Consider the following 14,866-nt stretch of genomic DNA (forward strand, 5'->3'; position numbering starts at 1 on the left):
CAATCATGTCGTATTCGCCGTCAACCGTGCCGTCTATCTGCAGTACCCATCTGCCGAGCAGCTGTTTGAGCCTGTCGCCGCCCTTCTCATGTATGTTTGCAAAGACTTCAAGCGCTGTGCTGGAGAGGCGCCTGACATGCCTCTCCGATATGCCTATATCCAATGCGCGTGCAATCTCACTGCAGCTGCGGCCGCCAATGAAGCGCATTGTCGCCGCTGACGCCATCACATCATTGGCATAGGTGCAGTGCCCGTTGACAATGTTTTTCAGCCTCCCGGAACGGAAGACAATGCGGGGGTGGCCATTCCCGCATTGTCTCATGTGCTCGACAGCGACGAAGCAGCCCATATCCGCCGATCTGACGTTCCTTCTCTTCGTCTTGTACGCCAGGAGTTCGGACGAGCACACCGTGCATTCAGTGGACTCCGTGGTGAAGTGCAGTTCCACCAACAGAATCACTTGAATCTGAGCAGCAGCTTCTTCAGTTTCATGTCATTCTCAATGATGATCTTCGTGATGGGCCACACATCTGTCTCCACGCCCATCTTCTTCAGTATGCGCTGCATCTCGACATCCGTCAGTTCCGTGTCTATGAGCCTCCGCACATACGGGAGGAGCTGCTCGGGTGTCAGCTCCTGTATGGACTTCGGACTCTTTCCGAGATAGCCCACATATTTCATCACGACCTTGCCGCCAACCCTCTTTGCATCCCACAGTTCGTAGTACTCCCTGCCTGCCTTCGTCCTTCTCTTCTTCGGATATACGGTCATAACAGTAGTATATACTACTAACTATTTAGACTCTTCGGTCCGAGCACACTGGCAATTCAAAAATCGAATCAAAAACGCTTATTTTCCTAACCCTTTATGGCCGCCATAGGTGTCGACATAGGGTTGAAATACTCGATCAGATGCTCAGAGATGATTGCGATGACGATCAAGCAGCCCGAGATTCAATCTAAGAAGTATCATCACTTGATTTCAGACATAGAGCAAGGTTACCTGAAAATCCCCAAATTCCAGCGCGACTTCGTTTGGAAGGTTGACCAAGCAGCATCCCTGATTGACAGTGTGCTAAAGGGCTATCCGATCGGTACGTTCATTCTTTGGAAGACTCGAGAAGAGCTTCGCCATTACAAGGAGATCGGAAAAGCCAAACTCCCCGAAGTTCCGAAAGGAGATGCAGTCACGTATGTCTTAGACGGCCAGCAACGTATAACGGCCCTCTTTGCAACTCGCATGGGTCTGAGAGTGGACCGCGAAGGAAAGAAGATAGACTTTGGCTCAATCTTTGTCGACCTCTCGCTAGACCCCCAAACCAGCGATTCTCTTACCACGACTGAGCATGACGTGGGTAACCTCATTTCCGTGAAGGATCTCTTGACTGGGTCTATATCCGACTTTGCTGGTTCTTATCCGAAGCGCGATCTTGAGAGGATCGACCTCTACAGATCCCGTCTCACTGGTTATGACTTCTCGACAGTTGTAATATCTGACCACCCGATTGATGTTGCGGTCGATGTGTTTACCCGCATCAACACTGCCGGCACGGAGCTCACACTCTTTGAGATAATGGTCGCCAAGACGTATGATGAGACCAGACGTTTTGACTTGGCGGAACGGTACAACCTTCTGGTTGAGGGCGATGGATTCGAGACCAAATGTCTCAGGGACGCAGGATTCGAAACTATCCATGACATAACCGTACTTCAATGTATTTCGGTTTGTCTTTCCAAAGAGGCTCGCAGGGAGACCATCCTCAAACTCGAGAAGACCAAATTCATAGACTCTTGGGACGATGTTGTAGATGGAATATTCTCGGCAGTGGACTACATTTCGACCAAGTTTAGAATTCCCGTCTCTGGCCTTCTTCCCTACGATTCACTATTAGTTCCATTTACCTATTTCTTCACACAAATGAAAGGAAATCATCCATCTGCGGCCCAAGACAAGCTCCTCTCTCAATATTTCTGGCGAGCTGCCCTGTCGGGGAGATTTACATCAGCCACGGAAACCAAGTTAGGGGCTGACGTTAAGAGAATGGATCTTATCCTCAATGAAACGACTCCGGACTATTCGGACTATGATCCCATCGAGATCGATGTTGATTCTCTCAAACAGACCTACTTCTCGGCGGGGGAGAGTTTCTCCAAGGCGATCTTATGTCTTTACGCCTATTTTGAGCCAAAATCATTTCGTAACGACTCGAAGGTCAAGCTTGACAACTCTTGGCTAAAGATAAGTACGAGCAAGAATTTCCATCACTTTTTCCCTAAGGCTTTCTTGAGAACGCAAACTTTACCCAGTGGGAAACACTGGGACGACTGGGAAATGAATGTCGTCCCGAACATCACCTTAGTCGACGATTATCTTAACAAGCGTGACATTGGCGCCAAGCCCCCAAGCAAGTACATTCGGGCCTTTGCCAAGACTAACCCACGCCTCGAATCAACACTGAAGAGCCATCTTATCGGTGACCTTGGGGAGTTTGGAGTCTTGAATGATGACTACGAGAAGTTTCTTACAAAGCGGTCAGAGTTAATTTCAGACGCACTGAATGCGCGAATCAACCCTCCGTAGTCTGCGGAGGCACTGTCCATACTCGTTTGCAAACTCACTTACATGCCATACCATCAAATAGGCTGAGTCATCCTTACTTCGGATCTTTGTTTACAATGAAGAAGGAAAAGAGTTTTGAGTCACGCTACTAGTCATATGGAGAAATGGGATAAATAGCAGGCCATGCACTATCCGGCCTCAATTGAATTCTTTATCAACGGACGTAAACGCACCAAAGGGGCCGAATCCCTCCACGCCCGCCATGTTAAGGCAGCTGTCGACCTATTGGTTCCGCTGCTGTTTTGAGTCAAGGGTTCCAGCCCTTTTGATCCCACGTCTCCATTCCACAACTTGACTTGGGAAAGGAGCGAGCACTGCGTGCTGACAAAATATGAGCTGTCCTGATACCGTCAAAAACTCAGCATTTCGAGATTTGTTTCCTTTTCAATGACTGCAAAGTGCCTGATGTCGTTGGTCAATATTACACATCCGCTATTCAGGGCCTGTGCTGCTATGAGTATGTCCATATCGGGAACTCTCCCGCCCTTTAATGAAAGCCTTGCCATCATATCAGAAGCAGTTCTTGAGTCGTCATGAGTAAAAGGCAATGTTGCTGCATTGTTGAAAAACGCGCTAACCTCCTTATAATGGGATTTCAGGCTTTTCCCTTCTGAAAACCTTTCGCCCATCAATACTTCGTATGCGCATAATGAGCCAGTATAGATCTCGTCTGCCTTTTCAATTGCAAGAAGGACCTTGGTGTTGTTGGCAAACAACTCTATTATAGCCGAAGAATCGAGAAACAGTTTCACAGTCTCGCCTTGAGACCACTTCTTACCTTCAACACTGCCTTATGCAGTTCCAGAGCTTCATTCCTGTCGATCAAACCCGCGAATTTCAAAATGGACACTTTGTTGGTCTGCTTTGTGCTATCAGCCAGCTCAGAGAGAAGTTCGGAAAAGCTCTTGTTTCCCTTGATTCTAATGAGTTTTTCGTAGGCCTGGTCGTTGATCATAATTGTCTTAATATTACCACCTTAGTGTTATATGTATACAATCTGTATACAGTCTGTATACAATCTGTATATTTAGCTATCCCTCTTTATTCCCGCAAAACAGTCCTCTTCGAAATTCGGAAAGAGGGGAGGAGCCTGAAAGGATACGATGTAAACGCGCTTCTTGAGTCGAGTCCCACCACGCCCGCTCTGTTCAGGCGCGCGCCCGTTTATTTCTTCGATTTCCCCTTCGAGTCGAAAGGCATAATTCAGTCCTTACTTTCCGCTTAGGAGAGTCGTCTTCTAAAAAGATTGGATGTTGCCTGTTTCGATCCTGTCAGTAGTCTTCTGTTGCCCAAACACAGAATCCAGCCTGCCAGAAAACCGGACCGTGCGTTCGGCAGGCCCATGCCAAGTGATATAAGTGTGTGCACACATACACATACTTGTATGGCAACGAAAAATATCTCCATCACAAATGAAGCATACGAGTCACTGAAACGAGAAAGGAGGGGGAATGAAAGTTTCACTGAAGTCATCCTCAGATTGGCCCATACGAGGGGCAGCCTGTCAGATTGCTTTGGGATCTGGAAGCTGACAGATCATGAGGAGACCAAAATCAATATGGAGCTGTCGAAGGGATGGCAAGCGATGAGGGAGAGGATCAGGAATGAAGTGCCTTGACACAGACTTCCTGATAGCCATCCTGAGAGGGAAACCTGAGGCAAGGGGCAAGCTCAGAGAGCTGGATGACGAGGGTAGGCAGGCAACCACGATAGTAAACTCGTTCGAGCTCTTCTATGGCGCTCACCGCTCAAGGGATAAGAAAGGAAGCGTACGGAAGGTGAAGAATCTTCTGGAAAGACTTGACGTACTTCCACTGAGCATGGAATCTTCGGAGCGGGCGGGAGAAAACTCGGCTTACCTGGCTTCACAGGGGGAATCTGTCGACTTTCGAGATGCCATGATAGCTGCTGTTGCAGTATCGAATGGTCTTACGCTGGTAACAAACAATAAGAACCATTTCTCACGCTTCCAAGACTTGGAACTTGAATCATGGTGAAGGACAATGAGCGGAAGTTTCTCCACGAGAAGTGTTCACTTCATTCACAGACTTCGGCTCCGCTGGACAAATGCATCTCAAGCGTGACACTGTGTAAACGCATTAAGAGAACCGAATCCCGCCACGCCCGCTGGGCAATGTACGGAGTCCGGGATTCGACAGACTGCTACCTGGCCAATTGCAGCGATCTGTACAGAAAACAGTATGGAATCGATACGGTCAAAACAAGAGGCAATGATCTTCAATCTGCTCTTGCCGTTCCGGATGCAGTTTATAACCCAGTGTCCTGAAATCGGAATCGAATGCGAACACGTCAGTTATCCCGAGAGCGTCCATGGCTACTGAACTTGAGCAGTCTGCAAAACTCAGCATCCTGTCTTTGAATCTGAGGAGCTTTTCCAGTGCGAGGGAAAAGTCGTTCTCGCCAATCCGGAGGGTCTTCACGTTTGAGCTCTGAGCGACAGACCCGGCAAAGCGCGCGGCCAATTCCGTTCCCTTCCTGATCCTCAACAGGGTATATGTTTCTGCAAGAACGTAATCCGTTGTGATCATCTTACCGAATTCGCCGGACGATATGGCTTCGAGGAAAGCTATTGCAGGAGCATGGTTGATGTTGTCGGCCACGGCGAGAGCATACCATGCGCCAGTGTCGGCGAATATCATTTTTGCAGCCGTAAATTATGATATCATTATCAGTCGATGTCTTTTCCTTCCTGCCTGCCTTTCCTGTCATTGGAAACGCCCTGAAAAATGGATCTTTAACATCAACATTGTCTGAGAGCAAATGCGATTTCAGTGCTTCTCTTATGACTTCCTGCAGGGTCTTGTGCTCGTCAGTGGCCCTCTTTTTCAGGAGAAGATGCTCCGCTTCTGGAATCTCGGCCTGAACTAGTTTCATAATTAATGAACCATTTTCCACATATCTCAATATATTGGAGTTACTGAAAAACCGGCTGCCAAAGCACCGGGCCGGTTTGCAATTTTCAACATTGTTTGCCTTCCAGTCGCACAGGGATTGTGCCACCTTATCAGAAATTGCGAATCAGAAGTTCAAGAGCGCCGGTCCGGCCGGAACCGTTGCAGTTTATTGCACGCAGGGCCTTCAATTTTTCATAGTAATAATTATGTCCCGCAGGTCTCGTCCTGTCGAAGAGCCTTTTGACGAAAGCCGAATCAGCATTGCTCACAACAACCTTGCAGCCTCTTTCCGTTAGTATGCTGACAATCTCAGCAAGCCTTGCCTGATCGGCTCCGGTAAACAGAGAGGCGTTGTAACCTGTAAAACCCCTGTTGCTGTCAGAGTAGTAAGGCGGATCGAGATAAACAAAATCGTTCTTTCCTGCATTCTGAAGAAGTACTTCGGCATAATCACGCCGAAGCAACTCGATCCCCTCCCTGTTCAATAGGGCATGAATATTCCTGAGGTTCTTTTCATGGAACAGTGTAACGTCCGGGTAGTCCCCGTAAGGGACGTTGAACTCCCCTTTGCTGTTGACCCTGTACAGGCCGTTGAATGAGGTCTTATTCAGGAAAATAAACCATGCGGCCCTTTCGACAGGACTGGACTCAAGACCGGGCGGTAGTGAGCGGATACTGGTATAGAATAATTTTTTGTCTGATCTGCTGTTACGAATAGCCCTGAAATCCCTTTGAAGTCCTGTGAGCTGCCCGATGAGGTTGCCCAAATCATCGCGTATCACCTCATATGCGTTGATCAGATCGGCATTCAAATCAGAGACTGTTGCCTTCAGGGATGGTTTCAGGTACGCCAGGTGAAAAAAGACGGATCCGCCACCCAGGAAGGGCTCAAAATAGCGATTGAAGGATTTCGGAAAATAGCACTCCAGGCGCCTGATGAGCTGAGTTTTGCCCCCTGCCCACTTTACAAACGGAGTGCACTTCGGCACATCATGAGGAATGCGGTGCGTCGCCCTGCCACGGCGGCTGCTCATTGCCGGGACCGAAGCATGGAGCAATCTGGTTCCGCCTGACATCGAATCTTTACTCCCCGGGATAACTCGCACCGTCCTCAGGAAACTTTTCGGTATATTCAGTCTTATCCCTGACTGCGGTTTGCGGCATCGGCAGCAGGAGCGGCCTGCCTCTGTTCCTCAAATATCATATTCCGCTCAGCCGGTCTCCTGCCGCCTGGTATTACCGTTCAACACCACCGGACAGACTCGTTCTGCCTGAATGCATCCCGACAGTATGCCGTTAAACCATGGCATCGTGCATCAGCCCGTCGGAGAACCGGACATGCTCGCACCTGCAGAACGCGGGGAATTGCCCGCATGTGGGGCAGGCTCCGACGCTGTCCGTGGGCCTTCCGCACTTACAGAACCTGGCATGAGGCATTTACCGCACCGGCTTTGCTGTATCTGTTAATGGCCTTTCGAAATGATTAACTTTTTCGTTCTACCTGCATTGCCCCTTAATTAGGCTGCTTCCCGTTTGCAGGGCAAAAACAATGCTGTGAAAATGATCTGCCGAATTTCAGAATAATGCCAGTCCGGAAGCGAAACTGCAGAGGAGCACGGCCATGTCAGGCTGCTGGGGGCAAATGACGCAGCATGTCAGTCCATCAGGACATAAAAGTCGAGAAACCGGTTTGGGCTGGAAAAGAGCGGAAGCGGCGAATACTCCCATGAATGGTTTCTTGACCTCATTATGAAGACGCGCATCTCATCTGCCGTGTTCAGATTGCTGTAGGCAACCCGAAGCGCTGCCAAAAGCGACTCTCTCTTCTCGGCGAACAGCCTCTTCAGCGAAGTGAACGGAAGGGCAAGTCTGTTCTCGAAGCAGGACTTAACCGTCTCCACCGCATCCGGTCCCCGCGTTGAACCGTTCATGACATCCATCAGCAGCGGGTAATGCAGTGAAATGTAGAAATTGTTCTCCTCACAGAGGAGCGCAGCACGATAATCCGGATACTGCCTGAACACTTCGGAATTTAGCAGGAGCGGAGTTCCGATTTCGCCCTTTTCGGGATAGTCGAGGCTCTTCACAAAATCGTCATATGCAGCAACAGCCGAACGAAGCGAAGGAAGCAGGAGCGTCTGCGAGCCATGCCGTTCAGAGAATTTCTTCACGACGGCCGCCATAATCTTCCTTCTGCGTATTATGTCCGACTTCATCGATGCGGCCTGATCGTCGGGAATGAACTTCAGCAGGCTGTTGAGGTTGAAAGAATTTGCATGCCTTATCAGTGTGCACTCCATCAGTTTACCTGAAGGCAGATCCGCTCCGTTCTTCAGCCTGACGGAAAATTCCTCGTTTGACACGGCATCGGTGAAGAGGGCGCTATTTTTCCTGAAACGTGAAATTGTGAAGAGCGAATTTCTCTGGTTCAGGACGCTTTCAAAGATCGGTCTCACCCTGTCGCTCATGAGCCGCCTGAATTCGGCAAAATACCATTCAGGCGGAAGAAGCTCGACGGCAGGAAGGACAAACCTGGAATTGAACCACTGGAGAAATTCCATTTCCCTGACAGCAGGATCGGCAAGAGCCCTGACCTGCTCCTCCCCGGAATACATACCGTCAAACCTCTTTCCGGCGCTTTCCGCAGTTCCCGGGAAAACAAGGGAGGAGGCCCTGTAAATCTCCGCTTCGGCCTGAAAATGACTGTTTATGGAGGCATAGATGCTCCTTTCCTTCAGAATTCTCGAATAGCTGTCGAGAAGCATCGGCCTGAATACAGGATAGTTCCTGATTACCATCTCATCCAGGTATCTGTGGCCCTTTTCGGATGCTTCATTCAGGAGATCCAGCAGCTTTTTAAGGGCTTCCTTCGCAGCCTCCGGAGAAAAAGAGTGTTTCTGTATCTTCGTCCCGAAAAGTAGCTTTACGAGATTGTCTGCGAGTGTGTCCCTGCCTGCAGGCGTATAACCGCTGTCCAGCGCGTTTTCAACGGACGACCTGATTTCATTTTCAGAAATCTTCTGTGTGTTCTGAAAATACACGTAGAGCACAAACTCTGCAAGCAGCAGGGGATCTGCGGAAAGTGCAGCGTCAAGGTCGGCCGGCTTTTCCTGAGGCATGATACAACATGAGGGCCAGTTTGCGGTCATTAATTAACATTTGCGGAGAAACGGCTGCAGAATGCACGCCCTGGATTGAAGGGGAATAAATTCCCATGCCCTTATGTGCCTGCGTTCCGGCCTGCGTGTTTGACTGCCTGCAGCAGCGTGCAGGAGTCGGCCATCAATGCGGAGGCACAACTGCGGCCATCGCTTTGCCATGGGACGGGACGCTGTCTATGCACAGTGAAATCAGCGCAGAACTCACTCAATTGCACAGGAAGAGCATTTCGGACATGAAAGGCCTCCTTCCCGGCCTGCACGTGAATGCAGGCCCGTGAAATAACATGGACCTGCGGCGGGTGTCGGATTCCGGATGCCGGAGCGCATTAGAAAACTTGCGGCCGGATCGTGCAGAGTTCCGGGCGCTCAGCCGCTCAATTCACTTATCAGTTTCCTGAGACCCTCTTCGACAGTTGTTTCTGCTGTAAAATTGAGCTCCCTCTTTGCTCTGGAGGTGTCGGCGAGTGTCCTGAAGATGTAGTTCCTGATAGGGTTCTTCACATACTCAGGCTCAAGTTTCCTGCCCGTGGCCTCCGAAATCATGGATACCATCTGGTTAAGCGATGTCTCCCTCCCCGTTCCTACGTTGTAGACGCCGTTGACAATCTTCGATCTGGCAGCCGCTATGTTTGCCTTTGCAATGTCATCGGCAAAGATGAGATCTCTCGTCTGTTCCCCGTTTCCGTAAATCAGGGGCCTTCTTCCCTTTCCGTCAAGCTCAAGCGCGTCCCAGAGAAACTGCGAAATCATATTGGCTATCTTTCCCTTCTTCCTCTCGCCGATGCCGTAAACGCTGAAATAACGCAGGAATACTATGCCGACGCCGGTGACAGCAGAAAACGAATTTCCGAGATTTTCCATTGCCAGCTTTGATGCGGCGTACATATTCGGTGCGGCTGTTATGAACTGATCTTCCCTTGAAGGGAGCGGCAGACTCCCGTAAATGCTGGAAGTGGATGCTGCCACAACCTTTGAAACATTTTCGATCTCCGCGTTCCTGAACACGTTGATGCTGCCTATGGTATTGACAGCGACGCCCTCTGTCGGATCGGGATAGAACATGGGCGAAGATGATGCTGCCGCCTGATGGAAAACGTAATCGCACCCGCCGATTGCCTTTTTTAGCGCCTTGGGGTCCATAATGCTCCCCTTCACGAAATCGACATCCGGATCGTCGCATCTCACTATGTCGATGCCGGCTACATCCCAACCCCTCTTCCTGCAGGCTGCTGCAATACGCGCGCCTATAAGTCCGGATACGCCTGTGACCAGTGCCCTCATATTTTCACTTCCTTTTTTTATTCGTGCGGCGAATCAGCTGAAGGATTCGCCTGTTATTCTTTCAAACATGTCGGTGTACAGTTGCGTTGTCTTCTTAACGATGTCCCCGGGGAGAGCAGGTATAGGCGGTTCCGGTTCATGCGCCGATCTCGATGCTTCCAGTTTCGAGTAGTAGCCCGTGTTCCTGTAATACTGCCTGACGAATTCCTTGCTGAGTTCCTCTATCTTCCCCTGCGCATATGCATCAAGATCCCACCATCTGTCTTCATCGCAGGTCCCGAAGGTGTCCACGAGGACGGGATTCCTCACCCTGTCGAGGGCGAATTCCTTTTTGCCGTCGACATGTATCAGGCCCCTTTTTCCCACTTCCTCCTGAACTGCAGTGTCTATGTTCAGTATCAGAGTGCGGATCTTATCCAGCTCTTCTGCAGAAAGGCCAGATATTGACTTTGCCTCTTCAAAAGAAAGATGCCTGTCCGTTTTCTCAAACTTGGTCGTGAGTTCAAAATAGGGCTGAGGGAGTTCTTCACCGTAGCTGACTGCATGGCCCGGCGGAAAGCCGAGTTCAGCCGCCTTCACTTCTCCCTTTGCGACACGATCCATCAGGCTGCCGGCTGCGTAGTATCTCATCACGAATTCAAGCGGTATAAGATAATGTCTCGTTTCGCCGTTGATCTTTGCATAATCGGTTATGACATCGAAGCGTCTCACGCGCATCCTGTTGGATGCGACGAGTTCGGTAAAATGTGTGTTGACGCCCATATCTTTGACGAACTGAAACCAGAAAGCGCTGGTCCTGCAGAGCGACTCACCCTTATGGGGCACCGTCACTGGTATGATCTTGTCGAATACAGATATCTGATCCGTAAAAACGAACTCAAGCGTCGAAGAGTCCACTGCATATACCTCTTTGACTTTGCCCTTTCTGAGAAGCTGCAAATAATTCACCGCCTTTTTGAGGTTCTTTCAGCGTCCATAAAATTGGTGCTTATTAACTATTGCCTAGAAACAGCGGACAGCGGTTCTTCCGCGAAGTCTGTGCGCGGCTGACGCAACGGCAAACGCAGCATCGGCTGGCTTGCATTGCAGCGCAGAATGATTTCAGATGGCACCCTGTGACTTGAGTTCACGTTTCAGCCTGGCGGTTTCCTTTTCGGTCATGTGCCTGAGCGGCGGCCTTACGAAACCGGCATTCACGCCTTTCAGTTTCATAGCCTCCTTAATCGGCTGAATGCGCGGATCTGTCAGGAGGGCCCTCAGCCCGGAAATCCTTGACTGGATTGTCATTGCCTTTGAAAATTCGCCGTCCTGGAAAAGTCTGTAAAGGTGCACGTAGCTTTCAGGGAATGCATTGGAATAACCGCTCACGCATCCGTCCATGCCTGTGATGAGGCCGGGAAGGAAGTAGTCGTCCGTGCCGCAAAAAACTATCCTGCCGTCTGGCTTTCCGTAAACAAGCTGCTGAAGGTTTCTGAAATCGCCGCTGCTGTCCTTTATGCCTATAATGCTGGAATGTTCCTCCATGATTTCAATCGCCGTCTCGGGACTCAAATGGACGCCCGTCATCGGCGGGATGTGATACATGAACATGGGCAGATCGGTAAACGAGGATATAGTTGAGTAATACTTCATTACCGCCTCCTGGTCAGGTTTGTAATAGCTCCCTGGAACGGCCGCAATTGCGTCTACGCCCGTCTCCTTTGCATGGAGCGAAAGTTCCTTCACATCTTCAATTGCGTTGGCTCCGACATGGACTATCAGCGGTACCTTGCCGCTGCACCTGTCCGCACATATCTCAGCCAGTCTCTTCCTCTGCCTGACCGACATGGAGATGCCCTCCCCCGTTGTCCCGGCAGCATAGATTCCGTCTATTTTCCTCGATATAAGATAATCAAGCACATCGACGAGTCCTGTTTCATCCAGCTCGCCTGACAAGGTGAACGGGGTTATCATTGCAGTAAACACACCGGAGAATTTTTCTGTCATTAAAACCGGTTTCTGAATGCAGTTATCATATTAATCTTATTTCCCTTAAATCGGTCAAGCTTGATAAACAAACAGGTATTAATCCTCTGCATGAAGATGTCAGTGATGCTGTTTGCACGGTTCAGGGAGCTTGCACGATCTGATGCAATACAGGTGGAGATGCCGGGAGACGGCAGCTGGACTGTGGAACTGCTGAAAAAACAGATCTCCATCCAGCACCGGTCGCTTTCCGCGATGATGGATTCATGTCTTGTGGCAGTCAACGAAGTATTCGCCGGGAACAGCGCAAAGATCTTCCCGGGAGACAGCATTGCGCTGATGCCGCCGGTGAGTGGTGGACTTTGAGAGTGGAACTGCGCGACGGTCCTATCACGGAGCGGATGGCGCTCGGAAAACTCAATACGGCAGGGTGCGGATCAACCGTACTGTTCACGGGACGTGTCAGGCCTTCGGAAAACGGCAGGAGAATTGATTCCCTCTATTATGAGTGCTATCGGAGCATGGCAGAGAAACTGATTTCGGAAATACTGGAAAATGCGATCAGAAGATACAGGCTGTCTGATGCTGCCGTCATTCACCGAATTGGAAGTGTCGGTGCGGGAGAGCTCAGCATCGTTGTAGCCGTTTCGTCAGTGAGGAGAAGGGAAGGCTTCAGGGCGTGCGCCGGGATCGTGAAGAGTATCAAGGAAAAAGTACCGATCTGGAAAAAGGAGATCGGGGAGGTTGAGGAATGGCAGTCAGAAAGGGTGCAGGAACCGAAACATCGATGGTGAACATCACCTCGAAACCAGTCGTGCGAAGGGTTGCAGTGGCCGAAGGGAGGATAAGGCTGCGGAAGGCAAGTATCGCATCGATTCGCGGGAAGAACAGAAAGGGGGATGTCCTGACGGTGGCCGAGATTGCAGGCATAGCAGCCGCAAAAAGGACATCCGAACTGATACCGCTGTGCCATCAGATACCGCTGACGGGAGTTCAGGTGAAATTCAGGATAGACAGCGCAGGCGTCCGCTGCATGTGCAGGGTTGAGGCCAGATGGGGCACCGGCGTTGAAATGGAGGCGCTTGCAGCGGTGAACGCGTCGCTGCTGACCATCTGGGACATGGTGAAGAAGACGGAAAAGGATGGGGAGGGGCAGTATCCTTTCACGTGCATGAGCGACATAAGGGTTGTGTCGAAGGAAAAGGAGGGATCCGCTGGCAGTCCATGACCACAGGGAAACTTCGCCGCAGAAGGTTTTGTTCGGCATCGTGACGGTCAGTGACAGCAGGACACACGAAACCGACAGTTCGGGCACAATCATAGAAAAACTTGTCTCCGCCGCGGGCCACAGTGTTGCAGTGCGCAGCATCGTGAAGGATGACGGCCGGGAAATACTCTCCGCGCTGACTGCATCGATTGACGGAGGAGCGGAGGCTGTAGTGTTTACGGGCGGCACAGGCATAACATCCAGGGATGTGACTTATGAAACGCTAAGACCGCTTATGGAAAAATTACTCGACGGATTCGGTGAACTGTTCAGATATCTGAGCTACATGAAAATAGGAAGCGCTGCAATAATGAGCCGCGCATTCGCCGGCGTAATCAAGGGAAAGATTGTTTTCTGCCTTCCGGGCTCACCTGAGGCTGTGAGTCTTGCGATGGAGGCCATAATACTGCCTGAGATCGGTCACATAATAAGGGAGATCCGCAGATGAGCGGCAACTGGAACTACAGAACACTTGAACAGGCGGTGAGGACGGCTGTAGCACATACCAGGGGCATCGGGCGGTCGGAGTTTGTACACATCGATGACGCCCGCGGGAGGATACTGGCACAGACTGTGAGGGGCAGAATAAACGTGCCGCCATGGGACCGGTCGACGGTCGACGGGTATGCAATAAGGAGCGCTGACACATCTGACGGAAGGATGGTCACGCTTGGGATCATCGGCCACGTGAAGGCGGGCGACTCCTTCAGAGGGAGTGTCGGAAAGGGGGAGTGCGTCGGCATCGCAACAGGCGCGCCGATGCCTGAAGGTTCTGACGCTTCGGTCATGTTCGAGCGTGTGGATGAAAACGCGGATGAGGGAAAAATCTCCTTCTCATTCAGGGTGCAGAGGGGAGAGAATGTTTCGTTCAGGGGCATCGATATAGCAAAGGGGGATGTTGTTGCGGCGAAAGGGCAGAGGATAACGGCAGGAATCCTCGGTGCGCTCGCGTCACAGGGCATGGCAAGAGTGAGGGTGACGGCAAGGCCTGTCGTAGCTGTAATACCCGGGGGTGACGAGGTTTCCCCGGTGGGACGGAAGACGCGCAGGGGACAGATATATGATGTCAATTCGCACACCATAGCATCCGTTGTTGAAAAAGCAGGAGGGAGGGCCTTCATAATGGATACTGTGGCAGATGACAACGATGAGGTACGCAAAGCGCTTGTTTCAGCGCTTAAATATGACGCCTGCGTATTTGCAAGCGGAAGTTCGGCCGGCCAGAGGGATTTTGTTGCCGGTGCAATCGAAAAGGAGGGAAGACTGCTTTTCCATGGCGTGAGAATGAGACCCGGAAGACCTACGATGTTCGGCGTTGTAAGGGGCAGGCCCGTGTTCGGACTGGCGGGCCATCCGGTCTCCTCCTTCCTCGGCGCACACTATCTGGTCGCACCAGCCGTCAGAAAAATGTCGGGGGCAGGAAACAGCCAGCCTGCCATTGTGATTACGGCCCCATTCTCGGGAGAGAGCAGAGGCGATAACGCCACAGAGCGGCTCATACCGGTGAAGGTGGTTGATGGCCGATGCATTCCGGTTTTCAAGGAATCGGGTGCCATAACAAGCATCTCGATGGCTGACGGAATTGTCAGGCAGCCTGCGGGAAAGGATATCGGCAACGGTGACATTGTGGGCGTTGAACTGCTGAACTGCTGATGGAA

At 50.9% G+C, this 14,866-nt stretch carries 18 protein-coding genes; 8 read left to right on the top strand and 10 right to left on the bottom strand.

Annotation, left to right across the window (positions count from 1 at the left end; all coding sequences use genetic code 11):
- Together KIS29_02745 and KIS29_02750 are read right to left on the bottom strand one after the other, a co-directional pair.
- A partial coding sequence (locus KIS29_02745) for a hypothetical protein (GenBank protein ID MBX8639240.1) occupies positions 1–460 on the bottom strand: 460 nt, incomplete at its 3' end.
- Positions 457–771, bottom strand: a complete 315-nt coding sequence (locus KIS29_02750) for a hypothetical protein (GenBank protein ID MBX8639241.1) — start codon at positions 769–771, stop codon at positions 457–459. The genes KIS29_02750 and KIS29_02745, both read right to left, overlap by 4 nt.
- Before the next feature lie 165 nt (positions 772–936).
- Between KIS29_02750 and KIS29_02755 the strand changes: the two genes are divergently transcribed.
- On the top strand, positions 937–2,580 hold the full coding sequence (locus KIS29_02755) for a DUF262 domain-containing protein (GenBank protein ID MBX8639242.1): 1,644 nt from the start codon (positions 937–939) through the stop codon (positions 2,578–2,580).
- 389 nt (positions 2,581–2,969) lie between these two features.
- Here the strand turns inward: KIS29_02755 and KIS29_02760 are convergent, their stop codons facing one another.
- Positions 2,970–3,371 carry a type II toxin-antitoxin system VapC family toxin gene (locus KIS29_02760; protein ID MBX8639243.1) on the bottom strand — a complete coding sequence of 134 codons (402 nt, stop codon included), beginning with the start codon at positions 3,369–3,371 and terminating at the stop codon, positions 2,970–2,972.
- Positions 3,368–3,574 carry a hypothetical protein gene (locus KIS29_02765; protein MBX8639244.1) on the bottom strand — a complete coding sequence of 69 codons (207 nt, stop codon included), beginning with the start codon at positions 3,572–3,574 and terminating at the stop codon, positions 3,368–3,370. Before KIS29_02765 ends, KIS29_02760 begins: the two co-directional genes overlap by 4 nt.
- Positions 3,575–4,003: 429 nt before the next feature.
- Here KIS29_02765 and KIS29_02770 point away from each other — a divergent pair, with 429 nt between their 5' ends.
- Both KIS29_02770 and KIS29_02775 read left to right on the top strand, forming a co-directional pair.
- On the top strand, positions 4,004–4,237 hold the full coding sequence (locus KIS29_02770; protein MBX8639245.1) for an antitoxin: 234 nt from the start codon (positions 4,004–4,006) through the stop codon (positions 4,235–4,237).
- On the top strand, positions 4,224–4,616 hold the full coding sequence (locus tag KIS29_02775) for a type II toxin-antitoxin system VapC family toxin (GenBank protein MBX8639246.1): 393 nt from the start codon (positions 4,224–4,226) through the stop codon (positions 4,614–4,616). Before KIS29_02770 ends, KIS29_02775 begins: the two co-directional genes overlap by 14 nt.
- Before the next feature lie 219 nt (positions 4,617–4,835).
- Here the strand turns inward: KIS29_02775 and KIS29_02780 are convergent, their stop codons facing one another.
- The 6 genes from KIS29_02780 to dapA form a co-directional block, all read right to left on the bottom strand.
- Entirely contained in the window at positions 4,836–5,279 is a 444-nt protein-coding gene (locus KIS29_02780; GenBank protein MBX8639247.1) for a PIN domain-containing protein, read from the bottom strand.
- Positions 5,280–5,644: 365 nt separating this feature from the next.
- Positions 5,645–6,610 (bottom strand): Dam family site-specific DNA-(adenine-N6)-methyltransferase, encoded by a 966-nt coding sequence (locus KIS29_02785; GenBank protein MBX8639248.1) that lies wholly within the window; start codon positions 6,608–6,610, stop codon positions 5,645–5,647.
- Between the two features lie 579 nt (positions 6,611–7,189).
- A complete protein-coding gene (locus tag KIS29_02790; GenBank protein MBX8639249.1) occupies positions 7,190–8,653 on the bottom strand; it encodes a hypothetical protein in 1,464 nt (487 codons plus the stop codon).
- Positions 8,654–9,061: 408 nt separating this feature from the next.
- The gene (locus tag KIS29_02795) at positions 9,062–9,976 is read right to left on the bottom strand and encodes an NAD-dependent epimerase/dehydratase family protein (protein MBX8639250.1); all 915 of its coding nucleotides are present in this window, start codon (positions 9,974–9,976) and stop codon (positions 9,062–9,064) included.
- 33 nt (positions 9,977–10,009) lie between these two features.
- Positions 10,010–10,915, bottom strand: a complete 906-nt coding sequence (purC, locus tag KIS29_02800) for a phosphoribosylaminoimidazolesuccinocarboxamide synthase (GenBank protein MBX8639251.1) — start codon at positions 10,913–10,915, stop codon at positions 10,010–10,012.
- 162 nt (positions 10,916–11,077) lie between these two features.
- Positions 11,078–11,962, bottom strand: coding sequence for a 4-hydroxy-tetrahydrodipicolinate synthase (gene dapA, locus KIS29_02805; GenBank protein MBX8639252.1), 885 nt, complete (start codon positions 11,960–11,962; stop codon positions 11,078–11,080).
- A gap of 90 nt (positions 11,963–12,052) precedes the next feature.
- On the opposite strand from dapA, the gene KIS29_02810 reads away from it, so the two are divergent.
- The 5 genes from KIS29_02810 to KIS29_02830 are packed head-to-tail and all read left to right on the top strand — an operon-like array spanning position 12,053 to position 14,861.
- Positions 12,053–12,307: a MoaD/ThiS family protein gene (locus tag KIS29_02810; GenBank protein ID MBX8639253.1), complete on the top strand. Its 255-nt coding sequence runs from the start codon at positions 12,053–12,055 to the stop codon at positions 12,305–12,307.
- A gap of 2 nt (positions 12,308–12,309) precedes the next feature.
- Positions 12,310–12,735 carry a molybdenum cofactor biosynthesis protein MoaE gene (locus KIS29_02815; protein MBX8639254.1) on the top strand — a complete coding sequence of 142 codons (426 nt, stop codon included), beginning with the start codon at positions 12,310–12,312 and terminating at the stop codon, positions 12,733–12,735.
- Positions 12,729–13,169, top strand: coding sequence for a cyclic pyranopterin monophosphate synthase MoaC (gene moaC / locus KIS29_02820; protein ID MBX8639255.1), 441 nt, complete (start codon positions 12,729–12,731; stop codon positions 13,167–13,169). Before KIS29_02815 ends, moaC begins: the two co-directional genes overlap by 7 nt.
- The gene (locus KIS29_02825; protein MBX8639256.1) at positions 13,156–13,656 is read left to right on the top strand and encodes a molybdenum cofactor biosynthesis protein MoaB; all 501 of its coding nucleotides are present in this window, start codon (positions 13,156–13,158) and stop codon (positions 13,654–13,656) included. The genes moaC and KIS29_02825 overlap by 14 nt, the downstream gene beginning before the upstream one ends.
- Entirely contained in the window at positions 13,653–14,861 is a 1,209-nt protein-coding gene (locus KIS29_02830) for a molybdopterin molybdotransferase MoeA (protein MBX8639257.1), read from the top strand. The genes KIS29_02825 and KIS29_02830 overlap by 4 nt, the downstream gene beginning before the upstream one ends.
- Positions 14,862–14,866 lie beyond the last annotated feature (5 nt).

The sequence above is a fragment of the Candidatus Sysuiplasma jiujiangense genome (assembly GCA_019721075.1).
In the GTDB taxonomy this organism is placed as follows: Archaea; Thermoplasmatota; Thermoplasmata; order Sysuiplasmatales; family Sysuiplasmataceae; genus Sysuiplasma; species Sysuiplasma jiujiangense.